Annotated in this window: 16 protein-coding genes; 12 read left to right on the plus strand and 4 right to left on the minus strand. The window is 73.5% G+C overall.

Annotated elements, in window-relative coordinates:
* The first annotated feature begins 24 nt into the window (after positions 1-24).
* The 4 genes from dut to ABZ808_RS28525 all read left to right on the plus strand — a co-directional run bounded on the left by dut (position 25) and on the right by ABZ808_RS28525 (position 2,481).
* The gene (gene dut, locus ABZ808_RS28510; protein ID WP_357012345.1) at positions 25-564 is read left to right on the plus strand and encodes a dUTP diphosphatase; all 540 of its coding nucleotides are present in this window, start codon (positions 25-27) and stop codon (positions 562-564) included.
* A gap of 25 nt (positions 565-589) precedes the next feature.
* On the plus strand, positions 590-1,264 hold the full coding sequence (locus tag ABZ808_RS28515; protein WP_357012347.1) for a DUF3710 domain-containing protein: 675 nt from the start codon (positions 590-592) through the stop codon (positions 1,262-1,264).
* Between the two features lie 127 nt (positions 1,265-1,391).
* Positions 1,392-1,772, plus strand: coding sequence for an OB-fold nucleic acid binding domain-containing protein (locus tag ABZ808_RS28520; RefSeq protein ID WP_357012350.1), 381 nt, complete (start codon positions 1,392-1,394; stop codon positions 1,770-1,772).
* A 25-nt stretch (positions 1,773-1,797) separates the two neighbouring features.
* Entirely contained in the window at positions 1,798-2,481 is a 684-nt protein-coding gene (locus ABZ808_RS28525) for a DUF3159 domain-containing protein (protein ID WP_357012352.1), read from the plus strand.
* 28 nt (positions 2,482-2,509) lie between these two features.
* Here ABZ808_RS28525 and ABZ808_RS28530 read toward each other — a convergent pair whose 3' ends face one another.
* Both ABZ808_RS28530 and ABZ808_RS28535 read right to left on the minus strand, forming a co-directional pair.
* The gene (locus ABZ808_RS28530; protein ID WP_357012354.1) at positions 2,510-3,199 is read right to left on the minus strand and encodes a TrkA family potassium uptake protein; all 690 of its coding nucleotides are present in this window, start codon (positions 3,197-3,199) and stop codon (positions 2,510-2,512) included.
* Positions 3,200-3,202: 3 nt separating this feature from the next.
* Positions 3,203-3,868 carry a TrkA family potassium uptake protein gene (locus ABZ808_RS28535; RefSeq protein ID WP_357012357.1) on the minus strand — a complete coding sequence of 222 codons (666 nt, stop codon included), beginning with the start codon at positions 3,866-3,868 and terminating at the stop codon, positions 3,203-3,205.
* Positions 3,869-4,049: 181 nt separating this feature from the next.
* Here ABZ808_RS28535 and ABZ808_RS28540 point away from each other — a divergent pair, with 181 nt between their 5' ends.
* The 4 genes from ABZ808_RS28540 (at position 4,050) to dxs (ending at position 10,715) form a co-directional block, all read left to right on the plus strand.
* Positions 4,050-6,119: an APC family permease gene (locus tag ABZ808_RS28540; protein WP_357012359.1), complete on the plus strand. Its 2,070-nt coding sequence runs from the start codon at positions 4,050-4,052 to the stop codon at positions 6,117-6,119.
* Positions 6,112-7,395 (plus strand): TRAM domain-containing protein, encoded by a 1,284-nt coding sequence (locus ABZ808_RS28545; RefSeq protein WP_357012361.1) that lies wholly within the window; start codon positions 6,112-6,114, stop codon positions 7,393-7,395. The genes ABZ808_RS28540 and ABZ808_RS28545 overlap by 8 nt, the downstream gene beginning before the upstream one ends.
* 85 nt (positions 7,396-7,480) lie before the next feature.
* Positions 7,481-8,641 (plus strand): anhydro-N-acetylmuramic acid kinase, encoded by a 1,161-nt coding sequence (locus ABZ808_RS28550; protein ID WP_357012363.1) that lies wholly within the window; start codon positions 7,481-7,483, stop codon positions 8,639-8,641.
* A 127-nt stretch (positions 8,642-8,768) separates the two neighbouring features.
* Positions 8,769-10,715 (plus strand): 1-deoxy-D-xylulose-5-phosphate synthase, encoded by a 1,947-nt coding sequence (gene dxs / locus ABZ808_RS28555; RefSeq protein ID WP_357012366.1) that lies wholly within the window; start codon positions 8,769-8,771, stop codon positions 10,713-10,715.
* 199 nt (positions 10,716-10,914) lie between these two features.
* Here dxs and ABZ808_RS28560 read toward each other — a convergent pair whose 3' ends face one another.
* Positions 10,915-12,069 (minus strand): hypothetical protein, encoded by a 1,155-nt coding sequence (locus tag ABZ808_RS28560; protein WP_357012431.1) that lies wholly within the window; start codon positions 12,067-12,069, stop codon positions 10,915-10,917.
* Between the two features lie 401 nt (positions 12,070-12,470).
* Between ABZ808_RS28560 and ABZ808_RS28565 the strand changes: the two genes are divergently transcribed.
* Complete coding sequence (locus ABZ808_RS28565; protein WP_357012433.1) at positions 12,471-14,321, plus strand: hypothetical protein; 1,851 nt, start codon at positions 12,471-12,473, stop codon at positions 14,319-14,321.
* Positions 14,321-16,126: a hypothetical protein gene (locus ABZ808_RS28570; protein WP_357012368.1), complete on the plus strand. Its 1,806-nt coding sequence runs from the start codon at positions 14,321-14,323 to the stop codon at positions 16,124-16,126. Before ABZ808_RS28565 ends, ABZ808_RS28570 begins: the two co-directional genes overlap by 1 nt.
* Positions 16,127-16,159: 33 nt before the next feature.
* Here ABZ808_RS28570 and ABZ808_RS28575 read toward each other — a convergent pair whose 3' ends face one another.
* Positions 16,160-18,040 carry a hypothetical protein gene (locus tag ABZ808_RS28575; protein ID WP_357012434.1) on the minus strand — a complete coding sequence of 627 codons (1,881 nt, stop codon included), beginning with the start codon at positions 18,038-18,040 and terminating at the stop codon, positions 16,160-16,162.
* Between the two features lie 118 nt (positions 18,041-18,158).
* Between ABZ808_RS28575 and ABZ808_RS28580 the strand changes: the two genes are divergently transcribed.
* Entirely contained in the window at positions 18,159-19,436 is a 1,278-nt protein-coding gene (locus tag ABZ808_RS28580) for a PQQ-binding-like beta-propeller repeat protein (protein ID WP_357012370.1), read from the plus strand.
* The gene (locus ABZ808_RS28585) at positions 19,433-20,725 is read left to right on the plus strand and encodes a PQQ-binding-like beta-propeller repeat protein (RefSeq protein ID WP_357012372.1); all 1,293 of its coding nucleotides are present in this window, start codon (positions 19,433-19,435) and stop codon (positions 20,723-20,725) included. Before ABZ808_RS28580 ends, ABZ808_RS28585 begins: the two co-directional genes overlap by 4 nt.
* Positions 20,726-20,792 lie beyond the last annotated feature (67 nt).

A 20,792-nucleotide genomic window follows, 5' to 3' on the forward strand; every position in this document is an offset into this window, starting at 1 on the left:
GACAACCGGACGGAAGAGGGTCTCGTGACCGACGTCGTACCCGTGCCCGTGCGGCTGCTCGATGCCGAGCTGCCGCTGCCCGCGTACGCCCATCCGGGCGACGCCGGGGCCGACCTGGTGGCCGCCACGGACGTGGAGCTGCCGCCCGGCGGCCGTGCCCTGGTGCCCACCGGGGTGGCCATCGCCCTGCCGCAGGGGTACGTGGGCCTGGTCCATCCGCGATCCGGCCTGGCGGCCAGGCTCGGCGTGACGGTGCTCAACGCGCCCGGTACGGTCGACGCCGGCTACCGGGGTGAGATCCTGGTCAACCTGATCAACCATGATCGGGACACGCCAGCGAAGATCTCCCGCGGTGACCGGATCGCGCAGCTCGTGATCCAGCGGGTCGCACGGGCGCGGTTCGAGCCGGTGGCCGAGCTGCCCGAGTCCCAGCGTGGGACCGGCGGGCACGGCTCGACCGGCGGGCACGCCGGACTGGTGCCGTCGCCGGCCGGGCAGGATCGGGTCGCGCGGGATCGGGTCGACGAGCCGGGCCGTGGCCGGACGGAAGAGGTGGCAGGGTGAGTGCGAACAGCGGAGGGCGGGCGCAGTGATCTTCTCCCGAAAGCGGGCCGGTGCCGGGCGGCACACCCGTGACGAGCGGACCACCGAGGTCCTCGACGAGGGCACCGGCGAGTCGACGCCCGCGCTGGTGCGCGGGCCGTACGACATCTCCGAGGTCAACGACGAGGTGCAGCGCCTCGACCTGGGCAGCCTGCAAATCCCGGCGGTCGCCGAGGTGGAGGTGCGGGTGCAGGCCGACCCGCAGGGCGTGATCCAGCAGGTGGTGCTGGTCCACGGTGACAACGCCCTGCAGCTCGGTGTCTTCGCCGCGCCCCGCTCGGAGGGGATCTGGGACGAGGTGCGCGAGGAGATCCGTCAGTCGCTGCTGCGCGACGGTGCCACCGCCCAGGAGGTCGACGGCGAGTACGGCCCGGAGCTGCACGCCCAGGTGCGTACCGAGGACGGCCCCACGCACCTGCGGTTCGTCGGTGTCGACGGGCCGCGCTGGATGGTCCGCGGCGTCTTCCAGGGCCGGGTGGCAGTCGACCCGGCCAGCGCCGGGCCGCTCGCCGAGTGCCTGGACGGCCTGGTGGTCGACCGGGGGCAGGAGGCCAAGCCGGTCCGCGAGCCGCTGCCGCTGCGCCTGCCTCGGGAGATGGCCGACCAGGCCGACGCCGAGGCGGGCGACGCGGCCGCCGCCTCCGAGTCGCGCCAGGTCTGACCGCCGAGCACCGGAGCGCCGGAACCGGCCCCGTCGGCGTACGCTGGCGGAACGGTTCCGGCGTTGCCGGTGCCGGGGCAGTGCCCCACGGCGGGCCGGTGAGCGTGGAGAGGGTGACGCGGAGGTCATGATGACCGACGAGAGCAGGGTGTCGCTGCGGCGCATCCTGCAACGGTTCACCGCCAGCGAGGCCGAGATCGACGCGCAGGAGCTGCGCCAGGAGAGCGCCGAGTGTGGCGGCGTCCTGGCCCAGCAGTGCTCCCGGGGTCAGGTGGTCTCGATCGCCGGGCGGCTGCGCACGGTGGTCTACACGCCGCGCACCAATCTGCCCACCCTCGAGGCCGACCTGTACGACGGCAGCGACGTGGTCACCCTGGTCTGGCTGGGCCGACGGCACATCTCCGGGATCGAGCCGGGGCGACACCTGACCGCGCGTGGCCGGGTGGCGATGCGCGACGACCGCAAGGTCATCTACAACCCGTACTACGAGCTGGACTCGCCGAAGTGACGGCGCTGCGGACGGAAGGCCGGCCATGACGACGGGACAGCACCGGGCGGCACAGCCGGAGACCGGTCCTCAGGACGACGAGCGACTGCCGACGGTCGCCGAGCAGATGGCCGATCAGCTTGGCGGCTGGCGAGGGCTGGTGGAATCCAGCATCCCGGTGGTGGTCTTCGTCGTCGCCAACATCATCGGTGAGTTGCGGCCGGCGGTGATCGCCTCGGTGGCCGTCGCGCTGCTGATCGCCGGGCTGCGACTGGCCCAGCGCCGGCCGATCCGACACGCGGTCAACGGGCTGTTCGGCGTCGGCATCGGCGCCGCCATCGCCTGGCGCACCGGCGACGAGCGGGATTTCTACCTCCCCGGCATCCTCTACGGCATCGGCTACGGCATCGCGCTGCTGATCTCGGCGGCCATCCGGCAGCCCCTCGTCGGCTGGATCTGGTCGGTGCTGGTGGCCAAGGGTCGCTCCGAGTGGCGGGACGACCCGAAGCTGGTGCGCACCTTCACCCAGCTGACCGTGCTCTGGGGCGTGGTCTGGCTGGCCAAGGTGGGTGTGCAGGCCGGGCTCTACCTGGCCCACCAGGACACCGCGCTGGGCGTGGCCCGGCTGGCGCTGGGCTACCCGCCGTACGCGCTGCTGCTGCTCATCACGGTCTGGACGGTGCGCCGGGTCACCCGGGAACCGCAACCGTCCCCGCTGCCCGGCGCCTGACCGCGCGGGGCAGCCCCGCGCGGGCGGCTCAGCGCGAGTTGCGGGTCCGCTCGACGCTGTCCGGGCCGAGGATCACCGCGCGGACGTCGTCCTCCACCTCGGCGGTGCAGACGAACACCAACTCGTCGCCGGCCTCGATGGGGTCGTCCGGGCTGGGCACCAGGACCCGCTTGCCGCGCAGGATCGCCACCAGCGCGGCGTCGCGGGGCAGCGGCACGGCGTGGATCGGCTGACCGACGTACGGCGCGGTCGGCGGCAGGGTGATCTCGACGAGGTTCGCCTCGCCCTGCCGGAACGTCATCAGCCGGACCAGGTCGCCGACGGTGACCGCCTCCTCGACCAGCGCGGCCATGACCCGAGGCTTGCTCACCGCGACGTCCACGCCCCACTGCTCGGTGAAGAGCCACTCGTTCTCGGCCCGGTTGACCCGGGCCACCACGCGGGGCACCGCGAACTCGGTCTTGGCCAGCAGCGACACCACCAGGTTGACCTTGTCGTCGCCGGTGGCGGCGACCACCACGTCACAGCCGGCGAGGTTGGCCTCCTCCAGGCTGGCCAGCTCGCAGGCGTCGGCGAGCACCCACTCGGCGGCCGACACCCGGTCCGGGCGCAGCATCTTGGGCTGACGCTCGATCAGCATCACCTGGTGGCCGTTGTCGATCAACTCCTGGGCGATCGAACGGCCCACGTTTCCGGCCCCCGCGATGGCGATCCGCATGGCTCAGTGCCCCCCTTCCGGCGGCGCCGCCGCCACCGACGTGGCCGTCCCCACGATGTCGTCGCTGACCAGCATGAAGGCCTGGTCGCCCTCCTGTAGGACGGTGGAGGCGGTGGGCAGCGTGCCGATGCCGAAGCGGATCAGGTAGGCCACCCGCGCCCCGGACGCCTCCTCCAACTTGCGCACCGGACGGCCGATCCAGTCCTTGTGCACCGGGACCTCGACGATCGATACGGTGCTCGTGGGGTCGCGGAAGATCTCCACGTTGCCCTCCGGCACCAGGTGCCGCAGCATCCGGTCGGCCGTCCAGCGCACGGTCGCCACGGTGGGGATGCCCAGCCGCTCGTAGACCTGCGCCCGGCGCTGGTCGTAGATCCGTGCCGCGACCCGGGACACCCCGAACGTCTCCCGGGCCAGACGGGCCGAGATGATGTTGGAGTTGTCGCCGCTGGAGACGGCCGCGAAGGCGTCCGCCCGCTCGATGCCGGCCTGGCGCAGCACGTCACCGTCGAAGCCCTCCCCGGTCACCGTGATCCCGGCGAAGTCGGGGCCGAGCCGGCGGAAGGCGTCGGCATCGTGGTCGATCACCGCCACCGAGTGCCCCCGGGACTCCAGGCTGTGGGCGAGCGTCGACCCGACCCGACCACATCCCATGATCACGACGTGCACGCTGTCCCTCCCAAGGTGCGTACCGCTGCCGCTTGCCCTTGCGCAGGCGCGGCCGGTGGCCTTCGACTGCGAGCCTGCCACGTGCCGGTCGGCAGCGGGGACCGACCGTACCCCGTCGCGCCGGGCAGCCGTGATCGCCCACCCCCGCGTTCTCGCCGTGGTGGTCGTACCCTTGGCGTTCGTGGCCAGTCCCACCTCGCTGCTGAAGCGGCTGCTCCTCGGTCGACCGTTCCGGTCCGACCGTCTGCAGCACACCCTCCTGCCGAAGCGCATCGCGCTGCCCGTGTTCGCCTCCGACGCGCTGTCCAGCGTCGCGTACGCGCCCGACGAGATCCTGCTGACCCTGTCGATCGCCGGCGCGTCGGCGTACCTGTTCTCCCCGTGGATCGCGCTGGCCGTTGTCGTCGTGATGCTCACGGTGGTGGCCAGCTACCGGCAGAACGTGCACGCGTACCCCTCCGGGGGTGGTGACTACGAGGTGGCCACGGTCAACCTGGGCCCGAAGTTCGGGGTCGGGGTGGCCAGCGCGCTGCTGGTCGACTACGTGCTCACGGTGGCCGTGTCGGTCTCCTCCGGCGTGGCCAACCTCGGCTCGGTGGTGCCGTTCGTGGCCACCCACAAGGTCATGATCGCGGTGATCGCGGTGACCCTGTTGACCGCGGTCAACCTGCGCGGACTGCGCGAGTCGGGCACCGCCTTCGCCATCCCCACCTACGGCTTCGTGATCGTCATCGGTGGGATGCTGCTCACCGGGCTGGTCCGGGTCTTCGTTCTCGGCGACGACCTCCGCGCGCCGAGCGCCGACCTGGTCATCCAGGCCGAGCACAGCGTGACTGGTTTCGCGCTGATCTTCCTGCTGCTACGGACGTTCAGCTCGGGCGCCGCCGCGCTCACCGGGGTCGAGGCGATCTCCAACGGGGTGCCGGCGTTCAAGGCGCCGAAGAGCCGGAACGCCGCCACGACGCTGCTGTTGCTCGGCGGCATCTCGGTGAGCATGCTGGTCGGGATCATCTGGCTGGCCCGGCTGACCCACCTGCAGTTCGTCGAGGACCCGGCCCTGCAGATCGTCTCCGGCCCCGAGGGGTACGTGCAGAAGACCGTCACCACCCAGCTCGGCGAGACGGTCTTCGGCTCCGGGTCGATCCTGCTCTACGTGGTGGCCGGGATGACCGCCCTGATCCTCTTCCTGGCCGCGAACACCGCGTTCAACGGCTTCCCGGTGCTCGGGTCGATCCTCGCCCAGGACCGCTATCTGCCCCGCCAGTTCCACACCCGGGGCGACCGGCTCGCGTTCTCCAACGGCATCGTCTTCCTCGCCCTCTTCGCGATCGTGTTGATCGTCGGCTTCCAGGCCGAGGTGACCCGCCTCATCCAGCTCTACATCGTCGGGGTCTTCGTCTCGTTCACCGTCTCCCAGGCCGGCATGATCCGGCACTGGAACCGGCGGCTGCGGACCGAGCGGGACCCGGAGGCGCGCCGCCGGATGCACCGATCTCGGGCCATCAACACGTTCGGCGCGGGCCTGACCGGCACCGTGCTGGTGATCGTCCTGATCACGAAGTTCCTGCTCGGCGCGTGGATCGCGATCGCCGCGATGGCGGTGATCTACGTGTTGATGCTGGCCATCCGCCGGCACTACGACCGGGTCGCCGCCGAGCTGACCCCGCCGGACGAGGGCCGGGCCGTGCTGCCCGCCCGCAACCACGCGATCGTGCTGGTCAGCAAACTGCACCAGCCGACGCTGCGGGCCATCGCGTACGCCCGGGCCACCCGGCCGGACACGCTGACCGCCGTGACGGTCAACGTGGACGAGCAGGACACCCGCGATCTTCAGGCCGACTGGGAGCGGCGGGAGATGGCGATCCCGCTCACCGTGGTCGACTCGCCGTACCGAGAGATCACCCGGCCGATCCTGGACTTCGTGGCCTCCGCGCGCCGCAAGTCACCGCGCGACGTGGTCACCGTCTTCATCCCCGAGTACGTGGTGGGGCACTGGTGGGAGAACCTGTTGCACAACCAGAGCGCGTTGCGCCTCAAGGGCCGGCTGCTCTTCGAACCGGGGGTGATGGTGGTGAGCGTTCCCTGGCAGCTCGCCTCGAGCGCGAGCAAGAACCTGGACCGGCTGGACGCCACCCTGTCCCGGACCCCGGCGCGCGGGCCCCGGGGCACGGTGCCCCCGGAGGTGGTGCCCGCGCAGCCCGGCGAGAGCGGCCCGGTGGGCAGCGGAACAGTCGGAGGCGGCCGTGACTGAGCGGACCGCGGCACCCGCGGAGTTTGAGCCTGGCCTGGCCGAGGCGGAGCGCGTCGAGCTGACCGTCGACGCGGTCGCACCCGGCGGGCACTGCGTGGCCCGGGTGGACGGGCAGGTGGTCTTCGTCCGGCACGCGCTGCCCGGCGAGCGGGTGATCGCCGAGGTCACCGAGGTGCACAAGGGGTTCGTCCGGGCCGACGCGGTGACCGTGCTGGACGCCTCGCCGGACCGGGTCGAGCCGCCCTGCCCGTACGCGAAACCGGGCGCCTGCGGCGGTTGCGACCTGCAACACGTCGCCCCCGAGGCGCAGCTGGCCTGGAAGGCCGCCGTGGTGCGCGAGCAGTTGACCCGCCTCGGCGGGCTGACCGACGCCGAGTTGGACCGCCTCGGCGTCCGGGTCGAGGCGCTGCCCGGCGGGCTGCTGGGCTGGCGCTCCCGGGTCCGCTACGCGGTGGACGCCGCCGACCGGGCCGGCCTGCTCAAGCACCGCTCGCACGAGGTCGTGCCGATCGACCGCTGCCGGATCGCCCACCCGGCCATCCAGCAGTTGCCGGTGCTGACCCCGACCGGCGCGTCCTGGCCGGCCGCCGACGCGGTGGAGACCGTCGCCAGCACCGGCGGGGACGTGACAGTCGCGGAGGTCCGCGACGGGATCTCCACGCCGGTGAGCGGGCCGGCCGTGGTCCGCGAGGTGGCGGCCGGGCGGGACTGGACGCTGCCCGCGTCCGCCTTCTGGCAGGTGCACCCGGCGGCGGCCGACACGTTGTCCACGGCCGTGCTGGAGCTGCTCGACCCGCGACCGGGCGAGGTGGCCTGGGACCTCTACGGCGGCGCTGGGCTGTTCGCCGCCGGGCTGGCCACCCGGGTCGGCGCGACCGGCCGGGTGACCGTGGTGGAGGCGGCTCCGCAGGGCGTCGCCGCCGCCCGACAGAACCTGGCCGACCTGCCCCGCGTCGAGGTCGTGTCGGCCCGGGTGGAGACCGCGCTGGCCCGCCGGCGGATCACCGGCCCGGTCGACGTGGTGGTGCTCGACCCGCCGCGCGCCGGGGCCGGCGCCGCGGTGGTCCGCGCGCTGGCCGCCGCCGGCCCTCGGGCCATCGCGTACGTGGCCTGCGACCCGGCGGCCTTCGCCCGGGACGTACGCACCTTCGCCGGGCTGGGCTGGCGGTTGGCGGCGCTGCGCGGGTTCGACCTGTTCCCGATGACGCAGCATGTGGAGTTGGTGGCGTTGCTGGTGCCGGGCGTGCCCGAGCCCGCGACCAGCGACACCGCGTAGGGCTGTCTGCCCGCTCGTGCCAGGCGCGGGCTGACCGCCGCCGGGGCTGCCACCAGGTGACTCGGGCCGCCGCTAACCTGACGCCGTGAAGATCGTCGGGTTGATGTCGGGCACGTCGTACGACGGGGTGGACGTCGTCGCGGCGGAGTTCACCGCCGAGGAGGACACCCTCTGGCTGCGGCCGCTGGGGCACCGCGAGTTGGAGTACGACGAGGCCCTGCGTGCCGAGATCGCCGCGCTGCTGCCGCCGGAGGCCACCACCATCGAGGCGGTCTGCCGGCTCGACAACCGCCTGGGTGAGGTGTTCGCCGAGGCGGCGGCCGTCGGCCTGGAGCTGGCCGGTGGGCAGGTCGACGCGGTGGTCTCGCCCGGTCAGACGGTCTTCCACTGGGTCGCCGACGGGGTGGCCCGGGGCACCCTGCAACTGGGCGCGGTGGCCCGGGTGGCGGCCCGGGTCGGCGTACCGGTGCTCAGTGACCTGCGCTCGGCGGACATCGCCGCCGGTGGTCAGGGCGCGCCGCTGGTGCCGGCCTTCGACGCGCTGCTGCTCGACGGCGCCGCCGGGCCGCGTGCGGCGCTGAACCTGGGCGGCATCGCCAACCTCACCGTGGTCGCGCCCGGGGCGCCGGTCCTCGGGTACGACGTGGGCCCGGCCAACGCCCTGCTGGACGCGGCGGCCCGGCGCTTCCTGGGCCGGCCGTGCGACCTCGACGGCGCGCGGGCGGCGGCCGGCCGGGTACACCCGGGGCTGCTCGCCGAACTGCTGGCCGAGCCGTACTACGCGGCGTCGCCGCCCAAGTCCACCGGCAAGGAGCTGTTCCACGCCGGCTACCTGGACCGCCACCTCGCCGCGCTCGACGCGCCCGTGCCGGTGGACGACCTGCTGGCCACGCTGACCGAGTTGACCGCGCGGGTGGTGGCCGTCGAGTGCGACAGGCGCGGCGTCGTCGAGGTGGTCGCCGCCGGGGGCGGTGTGCGCAACCCCACCCTGCTGGGCCGGCTCGCTGCCCTCAGTGCCGGTCGGTGGCGGCTGCGCGGCACCGACGAGCTGGGCGTGCCGGCGCAGGCCAAGGAGGCGTACGCCTTCGCGTTGCTCGGCTGGCTGTCCTGGCACGGCCTGCCCGGGTCGATCCCGTCAGTGACCGGCGCCACCCGGGGCGCGGTCCTGGGTTCCTGGACCCCGGCCGGCCCGGCGTACCCCGGCGTACCGGCCGCCCCACCGCGCCGGCTGCGGATCCGGTCCTGACCAGGCCCGCCGTCGGTCGTCGTGGGCCGGGCCTGCCGGGCTCTGAGCAGGCGCTCAGTCGGCGGGTGCGGGTGCGGCGGGCTCGGCCGGGCTGCGGAGTACGGCAGGGCCGATAGACTCTGCGGTCATGAGTGTTGAAGAGGACACGGCTAACCACGGCCGACTGCTGGGGACGGTTCGCGGTCCGCAGGACGTCAAGCGGATGTCGGGCGAGGAACTGGGCGTGCTCGCCGCGGAGATCCGCGACTTCCTGATCGCCAAGGTCTCCCGCACCGGCGGGCACGTCGGGCCCAACCTCGGTGTGGTCGAGCTGACGCTGGCCATGCACCGCGTCTTCGACTCCCCCCGTGACCGGCTCCTGTTCGACACCGGCCACCAGGCGTACGTACACAAGATCCTCACCGGCCGTCAGGCCGGCTTCGACAAGCTCCGCCAGCGCGGTGGCCTCTCCGGCTACCCCAGCCAGGCCGAGAGCGAGCACGACCTGATCGAGAACTCGCACGCCTCCACCGCGCTCTCCTACGCCGATGGCCTGGCCAAGGCGTACGCCCTGCGGGGCGAGGCGCGCAGCGTCGTGGCCGTGGTCGGCGACGGCGCGCTCACCGGCGGCATGTGCTGGGAGGCGCTGAACAACATCGCCACCGCCGGCAACTCCCTGGTCATCGTCGTCAACGACAACGGCCGGTCCTACTCGCCGACCATCGGCGGCCTCGCCGACCACCTCTCCTCGCTGCGGCTCAACCCGGGCTACGAGAAGGTCCTCGACACGGTCAAGGACGCACTCGGCTCCACCCCGCTGGTCGGCAAGCCGATGTACGAGGTGCTGCACGCGGTCAAGAAGGGCATCAAGGACGCGGTCGCGCCGCAGGCCATGTTCGAGGACCTCGGCATCAAGTACGTCGGCCCGGTCGACGGGCACGACGTGGCGGCGGTCGAGTCCGCGCTGCGGGCGGCGAAGAACTTCGGCGGCCCGGTGATCGTGCACGCGGTCACCCGCAAGGGCTACGGCTACCGCCCGGCCGAGGAGGACGAGGCGGACTGCCTGCACGGCCCCGGCGGCGCCTTCGACGTGGAGACCGGAGCGCTGCTGGCCGCGCCAGCGGTGAAGTGGACGCACGTCTTCGCCGACGAGCTGCTGGCCATCGCCGACGAGCGGCCGGACGTGGTGGGCATCACCGCCGCGATGGCCGAGCCGACCGGCATCGCGAAGCTGGCCCGTAAGTACCCCGAGCGGGTGTACGACGTGGGCATCGCCGAGCAGCACGCCGCCACGTCGGCGGCCGGGCTGGCGCTCGGCGGCCTGCACCCGGTGGTCGCCGTCTACGCCACCTTCCTCAACCGAGCCTTCGACCAGGTCCTGCTGGACGTGGCGATGCACAAGCTGCCGGTGACCTTCGTGCTGGACCGCGCCGGCATCACCGGCCCGGACGGCCCCAGCCACTACGGCATCTGGGACATGTCGGTCTTCGGGGTGGTGCCAGGGCTGCGGATCGCCGCTCCCCGCGACGCCGCCACGCTGCGCGAGGAACTGCGCGAGGCGCTGGCCGTCGACGACGGCCCGACCGTCGTGCGCTTCCCGACCGGCGCCGTCGCCGCCGACCTGCCGGCGCTGCGTCGGGTCGGCCCGGTCGACGTGCTGGCCGAGTCGGCGCGTACCGACGTGCTGCTGGTCGCCGTGGGCTCGTTCGGCCAGCTGGGCATGGAGGTCGCCGCCCGGGTCGCCGAGCAGGGCTACGGGGTCACCGTCGTCGACCCCCGCTGGGTCCGCCCGGTGCCGGCTGAGCTGGTCGAGCTGGCCGCCCGCCACCGGCTCGTGGTCAGCGTCGAGGACGGCGTCCGGGTCGGCGGGGTGGGCGACGCGCTCGGCCAGGCGATGCGCGACGCCGACGTCCGGGTGCCGCTCAAGGACCTGGGCGTACCGGCCGACTGGCACCCGCACGGCACCCGCGCGCAGATCCTCGCCGACCTTGGTCTGACCGCCCAGGACGTGGCCCGCAACGTCACCGGCTGGATCTCCGGCCTCGACAACTCCCCGGTCCGGTTGACGCCAACCGACGCCCCAGCCCAGAACTAGAACCCCCGACGGCGGGCGCCCCCCACGGGGGACGCCCGCCGCGCTCGTTGCACGTCCACCCACCCTGCGCGCGATCTTGCACTTTCGGTCGCCGTTACGCGTGCCTTGCCCCATATGGCCGGGCAGAAAGTGCAAGATCGCGTGGGGGTGGGGGTGGGGGTGGGGGGGTGGGGGTCGTGGGGAGGGGAGGCGCGGGGGATTAGCGGGGGGTTATTGAGCGGTAGTGGGTTTTGTCGGCGTTTGCGAGGCTGTAGGTCTGGGTGCGGGGCGGCTCGGGGATGACCACCAGGCCGGGGCGTTCCGCCAGCAGGGGAGTTCCGGGCGGCACCGAGAGGCTGCTGTCCCGGGTGGGCCGCCAACTGAGCACCACCAGAGGCTGGCCGGGCAGCGGCAGGTGGTACGTCTGCAACGGGGTGGCCCGGTCGGCCGGTGAGACCACCGGCGCGCTCCCGTCCGCCGGGCGGTAGACGACCGAGGTCATCGCGCCGGCGTCGGTGTCCCAACTGAGCTGCTGCAACTCGGCCGGCTCGCCACCGCCGAGGGCGACCTCACCGAGTGAGCGGACGGTGAGCTTCGCCATCGGCCAGGACGTCGGCACCGACCGCGGCGCGTCCCGGTCGCCGATCCGACGCGGGATGCTGCCGAACGGGCCCCGCTCGCCGGCCAGCACGCAGGTGTCCAGGCCGGTCAGCGCCCGCCGGCCGGCGCCGGACTCGTCGCGTACCAGCGGATAGCGCGGGTCGGTCATGCCGGTGCCCAGGTCGAGCAGCCGGTCGGCGGCGCGCCCCTGCGGCAGGGACTCGGTGGCCCGCAGGGTCGCGGTCACCGCGACGGCCGCGCAGGCCGGCACGTCGGCCGGGGCGCTGAGGCCATCGGCCAGGGCCAGCGCCCGGCCCTGTGGCCCGAGAAGCTGCTGCACCCGGGCGGAGACCAGGTAGCGCCGGCCGCCGGCCGTGTGCACCGGCAGCACGTCGGAGTAGACCAGGTAGCCGGGGTCGGTGTACTCGGTGGCGCGGGTCACCGCGTAGCGGTCGCCGTCGCCGCTGAGCTGCAACAGCCAGGACGCGCTCTCGCCGGGCACGTCGGCCGCCACCAGGGCCACCGGCGTGCCGTCGACCCGCCCGGAGAACAGGATGCCGGACGAGGGCAGGTGCGCCCGGTCGTCGACCGGTGAACGCCAGTCGCGGACCGCGTCGGTGACCTTCGCCGTCGCCGCGGCGTCACCGGCCAGGTCGCCCCGCGGTGGCCACACCCGCAGCGTGCCGTCGACGCTGTCGTAACCCACCCGCAGGTCGCGCGGTGCGCGGTCAGCCACGGGGCCGCACGCGGTGGCGGTCAACAGTGCGGTCAGCAGGACGGTGAGCGTCGTGCCGTGCCGGCGGCCTGGAGTCACCTGGTCCGCCCCCGATCGCCTAGCCGTCGTTTCCGGAAAGCGCCATAGTACGAGATGTCCGATGCGGCGGCTCAGCTGGCCGGCGTCTCACCCACCACATTGGACGCACCGGGGCTTTTAGTGGCGTTTCGTCACTCCGGTAGACTCCGCCGACTGTGACGCCTGCCGAGTCCCGCGCCCTGTCCGCGCCGCGCCCGGAGGCGGCAGTGGGCGCCGACGAGACTGTGAGCCACCACACTCGCCGCGCCTCCCCGGCCAACGCGGCCAGTGTGGCCGATGCTCCCGCCCTGGGCGATGCCCGATCCCACGCCAGCACCGTCGAGGCCCCGGCCGACGCCGCGCCGGCCGCGCCGGTCGAAGCCGTGACAGCCGCGCCGGCCGCGCCGGTCGACGCGCCCCCGGCTGCCGTACCGGTCGACGTCGACGACGATGCCGCCTCGGCGCCGGCCGGCCCGCGCCGACGGTGGTGGACCGGCTGGACCCGCCGACGACAGCACCTGGCGGTGGGCGCGCTGTTCCTGCTCGCCGCGCTCTGGGTGACCAGCCGGATCTGGCTGGACCCCGCAGGCCGGGTGGCATCGCTCTACACCGGCGACCCGGCCCAGGTGCAGTTCTTCCTGGCCCACTCGGTGCGGGTGGTGCTGCACGGCGAGTACCCGTTCTACACCGAGCAGTTCAACTACCCCGACGGCGTCAACCTGATGGCCAACACGGCCGTGCTGGCGCTGGGCATCCCGATGGTGCCGGTGACCCTGCTCTTCGGGCCGGCGGTGTCCTTTGTGGTGCTGGTGACGCTCGGCCTCGCCGGCACGGCCATGGCCTGGTACCTCGTGCTGTCCCGCCACCTCGTGCGTACCCCGCTCGCGGCGGCGGCCGGCGGCTGGTTCTGCGGTTTCTCCCCGGCGATGCTCTCGCACGCCAGTTGGCACCCGAACATCATCAGCCAGTTCCTGCTGCCGTTCATCGTCTGGCGGGTGCTGGTGCTCACCCGGTCCCGCCGGCCGGTGCGGGACGGGTTGCTGCTCGCCCTGCTGGTCACCGCGCAGGCGTTCATCAACGAGGAGATCCTGCTCTTCACGGCGATGGCCTGCGGGGTCTTCCTGCTCGCGGTGCTCGCCCAGGAGCCGGCCCGCTGGCGGGCGGCGTGGCGACCTCTCGGCGCTGGAGTCGCGGCCTGCACCGCGTTGGCCGGGGCGCTGCTGGCGTACCCCCTGTATGTGCAGTTCGCCGGGCCGATGGCGTACCACGGTCTCAGCGACGCGGTCCAGGACTACGGCAACGACATCGCCGCGTTCTTCGCCCCCGGCTCCACCACGCTCGGCGGCAACCAGCGGGCCAACATCAACCTGGCGCCGAACTACTCCGAGGAGAACGCCTTCTTCGGCTGGAGCCTGTCGCTGCTGGTCGTCGCCGTCGTGGTCTGGCTGCGCCGGGAGATGATCGTCCGGGCGCTCGCGGTGACCGGCGGCCTCTTCGCCGTGCTCTCCCTCGGCGAGCGGATCTCCTGGTGGGACCGGGAGCTGATCACGGGCCCGTGGCAGTTGCTGGTGCACCTGCCCCTGCTGGACGCGGTGGTGCCGACCCGGTTCGGCCTGATCACCACCGTGGTGATCGGACTGCTGCTCGCGCTGGCCGTCGAGCGGGCCTGGGCGCTGCGCCCGGCCGACCGGCGTACCGTGCGGACGCTCACCGCCGCCGGCCTGGCGTTCGCGCTGCTGCCGATCGCCCCGATGCCGCTGCGGATGGTCTCCCGACCGCCGGTGCCGGACTTCATCAGCGCCGACCGCTGGCGGACGTACGTCGGGCCGGACCAGACCCTCGTGCCGATCCCGGTGCCGAGCATGGGCAACACGCACGGCATGCGCTGGGCTGCGGCCACCAACCTCGACTTCAAGATCCCGGGCGGCTACTTCCTCGCACCCCGCAACGGCAACACCGGTGACCCGGGGAGGTTCGGTGGCCGGCCCAGCGGGGTGGGTCAGCTGCTGGAGGAGGTGGCGACCACCGGCCGGACACCGAAGCTCGACGACCGGCAGCGCCGACGCTTCCTGGACGAGTTGCGGCACTGGCGGGCGGCGATCCTGGTGCTCCCGACGCGCCAGCAGAACGTCGAGCCGCTGCGGCGTACCGTCGAGGAGTTGGTCGGCCCGGGCCGGCAGGAGCTGGACGTCTGGGTGTGGGATGTCCGGACACTGACCGACCGCCCGGTCTGATGACCACGGGAACGTCGTCGTCGGTGACGGCGGCGACGGACAGCCCTGCGACCGCGACCGCGCGCCGGTTCCGACCGGCGTGGCTGCCGGACGCGCTGGTGATCACCGGCTACTTCGGTCTCGCGCTGCTGCTGACCAGCGGTCAGTGGGGCCACCCCGGGCGGCTGTTCCACCAGGCCGGCGACCAGGTCCTCTTCGAGTGGATGCTGGCCCACGCGGCGCACGCCGTCGTCGAGGGGGAGAACCCGCTTTACAGCACGGCGCTGAACGCGCCGGACGGCGTCAACCTGATGGCGAACACGTCGGTGCTCGGCCTGGGCGTCCCACTGACCCCGGTGACGCTGCTGTTCGGTTCGCAGGTGGCGTTCTGTGTGGCGGTGGTCTGCGGCCTCGCCGGCACGGCCACGGCCTGGTACGCGCTGCTGCGCCGCCGGCTGGTCACCGCCCGGTCCGCGGCGGCGGTCGGCGGGCTGGTCTGCGGCTTCGCCCCCGGCATGGTCGCCCAGGGTGGGGCGCACCTGCACGTGGCCGCCCAGTTCCTGGTCCCGCCGATCCTCGCTCTGGTCTTCCGCCCCGGCCCACGCCCCGGCGGGGTGTGGCGGCCCGGTGTCGGCCTGGGGCTGCTGCTCGTCTGGCAGGTGTTCATCGGCGAGGAGGTCCTGGTCTTCCTGGTCCTCGCCGCCGGAGTGTTCGCGTTGGGCTACGCGCTCGCCGACCGGGCGGCGGCGCGGCGGCACGCGCCGGCCCTGCTCGGCCGGCTCGCCGTGGCGGCCGTGGTGGCGGTGGTGCCGCTGGCGTACCCGCTGTGGTTCCAGTTCTACGGCCCGCAGCACTACACCGGGATGGCCTTCGCCGCGCACGGCTTCCAGCTCGACGCGGCGTCGTTCACCGCGTCGGCCCGGCAGACCGTGCTCGGCGACGACTGGCTGCCCGGACTGCTGTCACCGAACCCGACCGAGGAGAACTCGTTCTTCGGCCCGGGGCTGCTGGTGCTCGCCGTGGTCATCGTGATCTGGCTGTGGCGGCGGCCCCTGGTCCGCGCGTTGGCTGGCTGCGGAGTCGTCTTCGCCCTGCTCTCACTCGGCACCGACCTGCGGGTGGATGGCGCCGCCACCGGCATTCCCGGCCCGTATCGGCTGGTCGCCGGGCTGCCGCTGCTCGATCTCGCGGTGCCGGCCCGGTTCGCGCTGGTCTGCGTGCCGGTGCTGGGCGTGCTGGTGGCGCTCTCCCTGGACCGGGTGCGGACGGTGGGCCGGGCGTCGACCGTCCCGGGGCTGCCGGTACGACTGCTGTGGGGCGGTGCGGTGGCCGCCGCGTTGCTCCCGCTCATGCCGACGCCGATCCGGGCGATCCCGGTCGCGCCGGTGCCGGCGTTCGTCGCCGAGGGCCGGTGGCGGCCGCTGGTGCCCCCGGGCCGGACCGTGGTGGCGCTGCCCCCGATCACCGGTGCCGCGCTGAGCCCGGTGATGCTCTGGTCGGCCCGCACGGGGCTGGCGTTCGACGCGCCGGGCGGCTACTTCATCGGCCCGAGCGGCCCGGACGACCCGACGGCGCGCTGGGGTGCCCCGGACCGGCCCACCGCCGTGCTGCTGCGGCGGGTCGCGCAGACCGGCGCGGTGCCGGTGCTCACCGACGCCGACCGCCGCCAGGCCGTCGAGGACCTGCGGCACTGGCGGGCCGCGCTCGTCGTGCTCGGCCGGCTCGCGCACGACGAACCGGTGCGCCGGACGGTCGAGGACCTGCTCGGCCCCGGCCGCCAGGTCGACGGTGGGTGGGTGTGGGACGTCCGCGACCGGGTCGGCTGACGACCGCACCGCCGTCGCTCAGTCCGCCGTCGCTCAGTCCACAAGCGTGCGGACGTCCCAGACCCAGACGTCGTCGACCCGCTGCGGCGGCCCGATGAGGCCGGTGACCAGCTCGCGCAGCACCGCCTCGCGCGGGTGCGCCCCGAGCACCACCACCGACGCCCGCCAGAAGCGCAGATCCTCGACGGCCTGGCGGCGGTTCTCGTCGGTGAGCGCCGGGACGGCTCCCGCGTCCATCGTGGAGTAGATGAGGCTGCTGGTGGGCCGGTTCGGTGCGCCGAAGACGCCCTCGCCCAGCTCGTTCGGGCCGATGAAGTAGCCACCCGGGACGGGGAACTCCTGCTCGGTCAGGGCGCTCCAGCGCAGCGTCGGCAGGCCGTGCACGTTGCTCGGGATCGGCACCGGCACGAGGGTCCGGCCGGCCGGCACGTACGGGCGCCAACCGCCGGCGGTGATGAAGTGCGGCGGCGGGTCCACCTGCTGTGCCGGCAGCGGTCGGGGGAAGAGCGGCAGCACCGCGAGCGCGACCGCCGCGTACCCCACCGGGCGCAGCCACCGACGGCGCGGCGCGGGCGTGGACGGCTCGTCGGACGCCGTCGGTTCGCCGGTGCGCTGGGCCGGCACCCGGAGCCGGTCGGCCACCGGGCGCCCCTGCCGGTACGCGGCGTCCCAGGTCAGCGCCAGCAGTACGCCCACCGCGGCGGCCACCACCAGGGCCAACCGGGTCGGCATCATCATCTCGACCAGCGGCAGGTCGTCCGACACGTACGACCACGGGCCGCGCACCCCGGTCTCCACGCCGTCGAAGCGCACCCACGGCCCGATCGAGGCCACCGTGAAGACCACGATCAGCACCGCGATGATCCGGGCGGTCAGCGACCGGCGCACCAGCAGCACGAGCGCCACCACCGACAGCAGCACGAGCGGCCAGCCGAACCAGGTGTTCTGCTCGGTCAGCCCGATCGTCTTCTCCACCGCCGGGTCACCGGCCCAGGTGTCCCGGGCGAAGGTGACGAAGGCGACCAGGTCCTCGCCCCAGTTGTGGAAGACCCCGCCCTGGAGGCCGCGGTAGGACTGCGGGCCGTTGAACTGGAACCAGATCGGGTACGCCGCCAGCAGCAGGGCCAGCCCGCCGGCGACGCCGAGCCCGGCCAGGAACGTGCCGGCGACGGCTCGCGTTGCCGCCGGCCGCTGCACGGCGTACGCCAGCACGATGACCAGGCAGGCCAGCGCGGTGAGCAGCAGCATCTCCTCGTTGATGAAGATCTGGTACGCCACCAGAGCGCCGAGCACCAACCCGTTGCGCCGCCAGCGGCCCGGCTCACCCAGCCGCAGCACCCGTACCACGATCAGTGGCAACAGGAAGTTCGACACGAAGTTGGGCTGACCATTGGCGTGGTGGACGACCCCCGGCGCGAAACCGAGGAACGCGCCACCGACGAACGCCGCCGCCCGGGAGCGCACCAGATGCCGCGAGAGCATCCAGTACGCGGTGCCGGCGGTGGCAGCCAGGGCACCACCCAGATAGAGCGCGTACGTGACCTGCGGACCGAGCAGCATGGTCAGCGGCGACAGTGGCAGGGTCACCCCGAGCAGCGAGGTGTTGGCCATCATGTTCACCCCGTCCGGGGCGTTCTGCCGGGCCGTGAACAGCGGGTTCTCCAGGTGCCGCACCGAGTACGCGCCGTGCGCGAACAGCCACTCGAACCAACTGTGGTCGGTCGGCAGGTGCGAGGAGACCCGGCCGGTCACGTCACCCCAGTAGTTGAGGCACACGAAGACGCCCAGCAGCACATAGGCTCCGAGGGCCAACAGGTCGGCGCGGGCCGGACGGCGTCGAGGTCGCCGTGTCGGCTCGACCTCGGCCGGGTCGGCGTCGGTAACGGGATTCAGCGAGGGGTCTACCACCGGCACAGCCACGACGCGCCATCGTACAGGCGGGCGTGCGTCGCATTTGCCGGGCCGGTGCTGCCACGGCCGGTTTGCCGGGGAGATCCCCGGTCGGTCGTACCCCGCCACGGAGGGACGGTCGTTGTCGATCATCGAGTTGGGTGAGGTCCGGGACGAGCCGGCGTCGACACCGCCGCCCCGCCGGCCGCGCGCCGCCGGCCGGCCGCTGCGCAGCACGGCCGTCCTGCTGCTGACCCTGGCCGTGCTGACCGCCGCGGCACCGGTGCCGCGGCGGACGGTCACGTCGGTGCCGACCGCGCCGGGGGCCTCGGCGTACCTCGTCGAGGACGGCATCGTCGTGGTCGACCCGTCGACGCCGAACGGCGACCGGTACCTGACCGCGTACACCCGGCCCGCGCCGACCGGCGATCAGAGCCTGCGGCGCCGGTGGCGGGTGCCATTGGCAACCAGCGGCGACTACCTGGCCGTGTGGGCCGAACGCGGCTTGCTGCTGGCCGCGGGGACCAGCACCGCCGACGGGGTACTGGAGACCACCGCCTTCGACGCCGCAACCGGTCAGCGGCGCTGGCAGCACCTGGGGCTCGTCCAGTGGACGGCCGACGGCGGCCTCCTCCTCGCGAACGACTCGGGCGACGGGCCGGGCACGGTGCGCCGGGTGGCGCCCGACACCGGCCGGGTGCTCTGGTCGTTGCCCGTCCCACCCGGCAGCCCCGACTACCACCAACGCGCCGATGGGGTCGACCAGGTGGTGATCGTTCAGCCCACCGGCGAGGTGCAGGTGTACGACGTGGGCACCGGCGACCTCGTGCGCAGTGTCGACACGCTGCCCGGGGACCGGTCGGCGTTCCAGCGCGTGCAGGTCGTCGGCGACATGGTGCTGCTCGTCCCGCCCGGCAGCACGCGGCTGGTCGCCTACGGCCTGCCCGGGATGGATCCGTTGTGGACGGCCCCGGTGCCGCTGGTGGCCTGGGTGACCGTGTGCGCCGACCTGCTCTGCACGGTCCAGCAGACCGGCGGGATCCAGGCCATCGACCCCGCCACCGGTGCCGTTCGGTGGTCGGACGCCGGCCCGGACACGCTGGCCGACGTCCGGCAGGACAAGCTGCTGGTGACCGGACTCGACCAGCGGTACGCGGTACGCGACGCGAGGACCGGGCTGGAGCGGACGGATCTGGGCCAGTGGGGGCTGGTGAGCCGGCTGCGGCGGGACGACGACCTGATCGGCGTACGGCCGGCGACCGGCGGCCGGCTCGTGGTCGCCGAACTGGACCTGGCAGCCGGTCGGACGCGGATCCTGGACGTCCTGCCCGGGGTGGTCGGTGGGTGCCAGGCGGCGCTGCCCGTCCTGCTCTGCCGTCGCCTCGACGGCTCGACGGCGCTGTTCCGGTTGTCCCGATGAGCGGCCCGGTGATCGACCTCGGCGAGCTGCGGCACGGGCCGGACACCGACCCGCTGCCCCGCCCGCCGCTGGCCAAGGGGCGGCCCCTGCGCTGCGCCGTGGTCCTGCTGCTGGTGCTGATCAGCCTCGCCGCTGCGGGGCCACCGACCCGGCGGGAGGTGGTGACGCTGCCGGGTCGGCTCGGTGCCGATGCCCTGGTCGCCGGCGACCTCTTCGTGCTCGTCGAACCGCTGAGCGGGCCGACGGGGCAGCGGCGGCTGACCGCCGTCCGACTACCCGACGGCGAGCCGGCCTGGCAGGTTCCGTTGCCGGCGGAGGGCCGGTACTGGGGGATCGCCCAGCAGGGTGAGCTGCTGCTGGCCACCGGGCACGAGACCGGCCCGGACCGGCAGGGCACGCTCACGGTGGCGCTGGACCGCGCGACCGGCGCGTACCACTGGCAGCAGCCCGGCAGCCCCAGCAGGCTCGGCGACGGCAACCTGCTGCTGCACTCCGTCGACGACGACCAGGGGGGCACCCTGCGCGCGGTCGATCCGTGCTGCGGCACGGTGCGCTGGCAGGTGCCCGTCGTCCCGGGTGGCGAGTTCAGCTTCCGCGAGGGCGAGCACGGAGTGGACCGGGTGGTGCTCAACCACGCGAACGGGCCGGTCGAGGTCCTCGACGCGGTCAGCGGAGCCGTGCTGGCCCGTGCCGACCTGGCCCCGCCCGGCGGTGGGGCGAACACGGGTGTGCAGATCGTGGACGACATGCTGCTCACCTTCGGCGGATATCCGACCATGATCACCGCGTACGGGCTGGACGGGCTGGAGCAGCGGTGGCGCACACCCGCCGACGAGGCGCTGTACGCGTCGGACTGCGGTGCCGTCGTCTGCCTCCAGAACCGCTCCGGTGGCCTGCGGGTGGTCGACGCCGCGACCGGTCGGCTGCTCTGGGGCAACGACCGCTGGGCGTGGGTGTGGCCGTACGCCGGCCGGCTGGTGGCCACCACGTTGAGCAGCGCCGGGCCGGGTGCGGAGCAGATCGTCGTGCTCGACCCGCAGACCGGTCGGGTGCTGGCCGAGTTGGGCCGCTGGGAGATGGCCCAGTTCCCGTTCGGCGGCCCGACAATCGGCGTACGCCGTCATCCCGACGGAGGTCTGCTCGTCGCCGAACTGGACGTGCGGGCGGGCACCGTGCGGTTGCTGGACGTGCTGCCGGACGCGACAGGCGAGTGCCAGGCGGTGATCGGCGGGCAGTTGCTCTGCCGGCGGCTGGACGCCTCGTTCGCGCTGTGGCGACTACCCGCCTGACGGGTGCGACCGAGTCGATAGGCGAGAGACGATGGTTGTCGGCCGGCGTCAGGGCGCCGGTGGCCAG

It is taken from the genome of Micromonospora sp. NPDC047527 (assembly GCF_040643015.1).
GTDB lineage: Bacteria > Actinomycetota > Actinomycetes > Mycobacteriales > Micromonosporaceae > Micromonospora.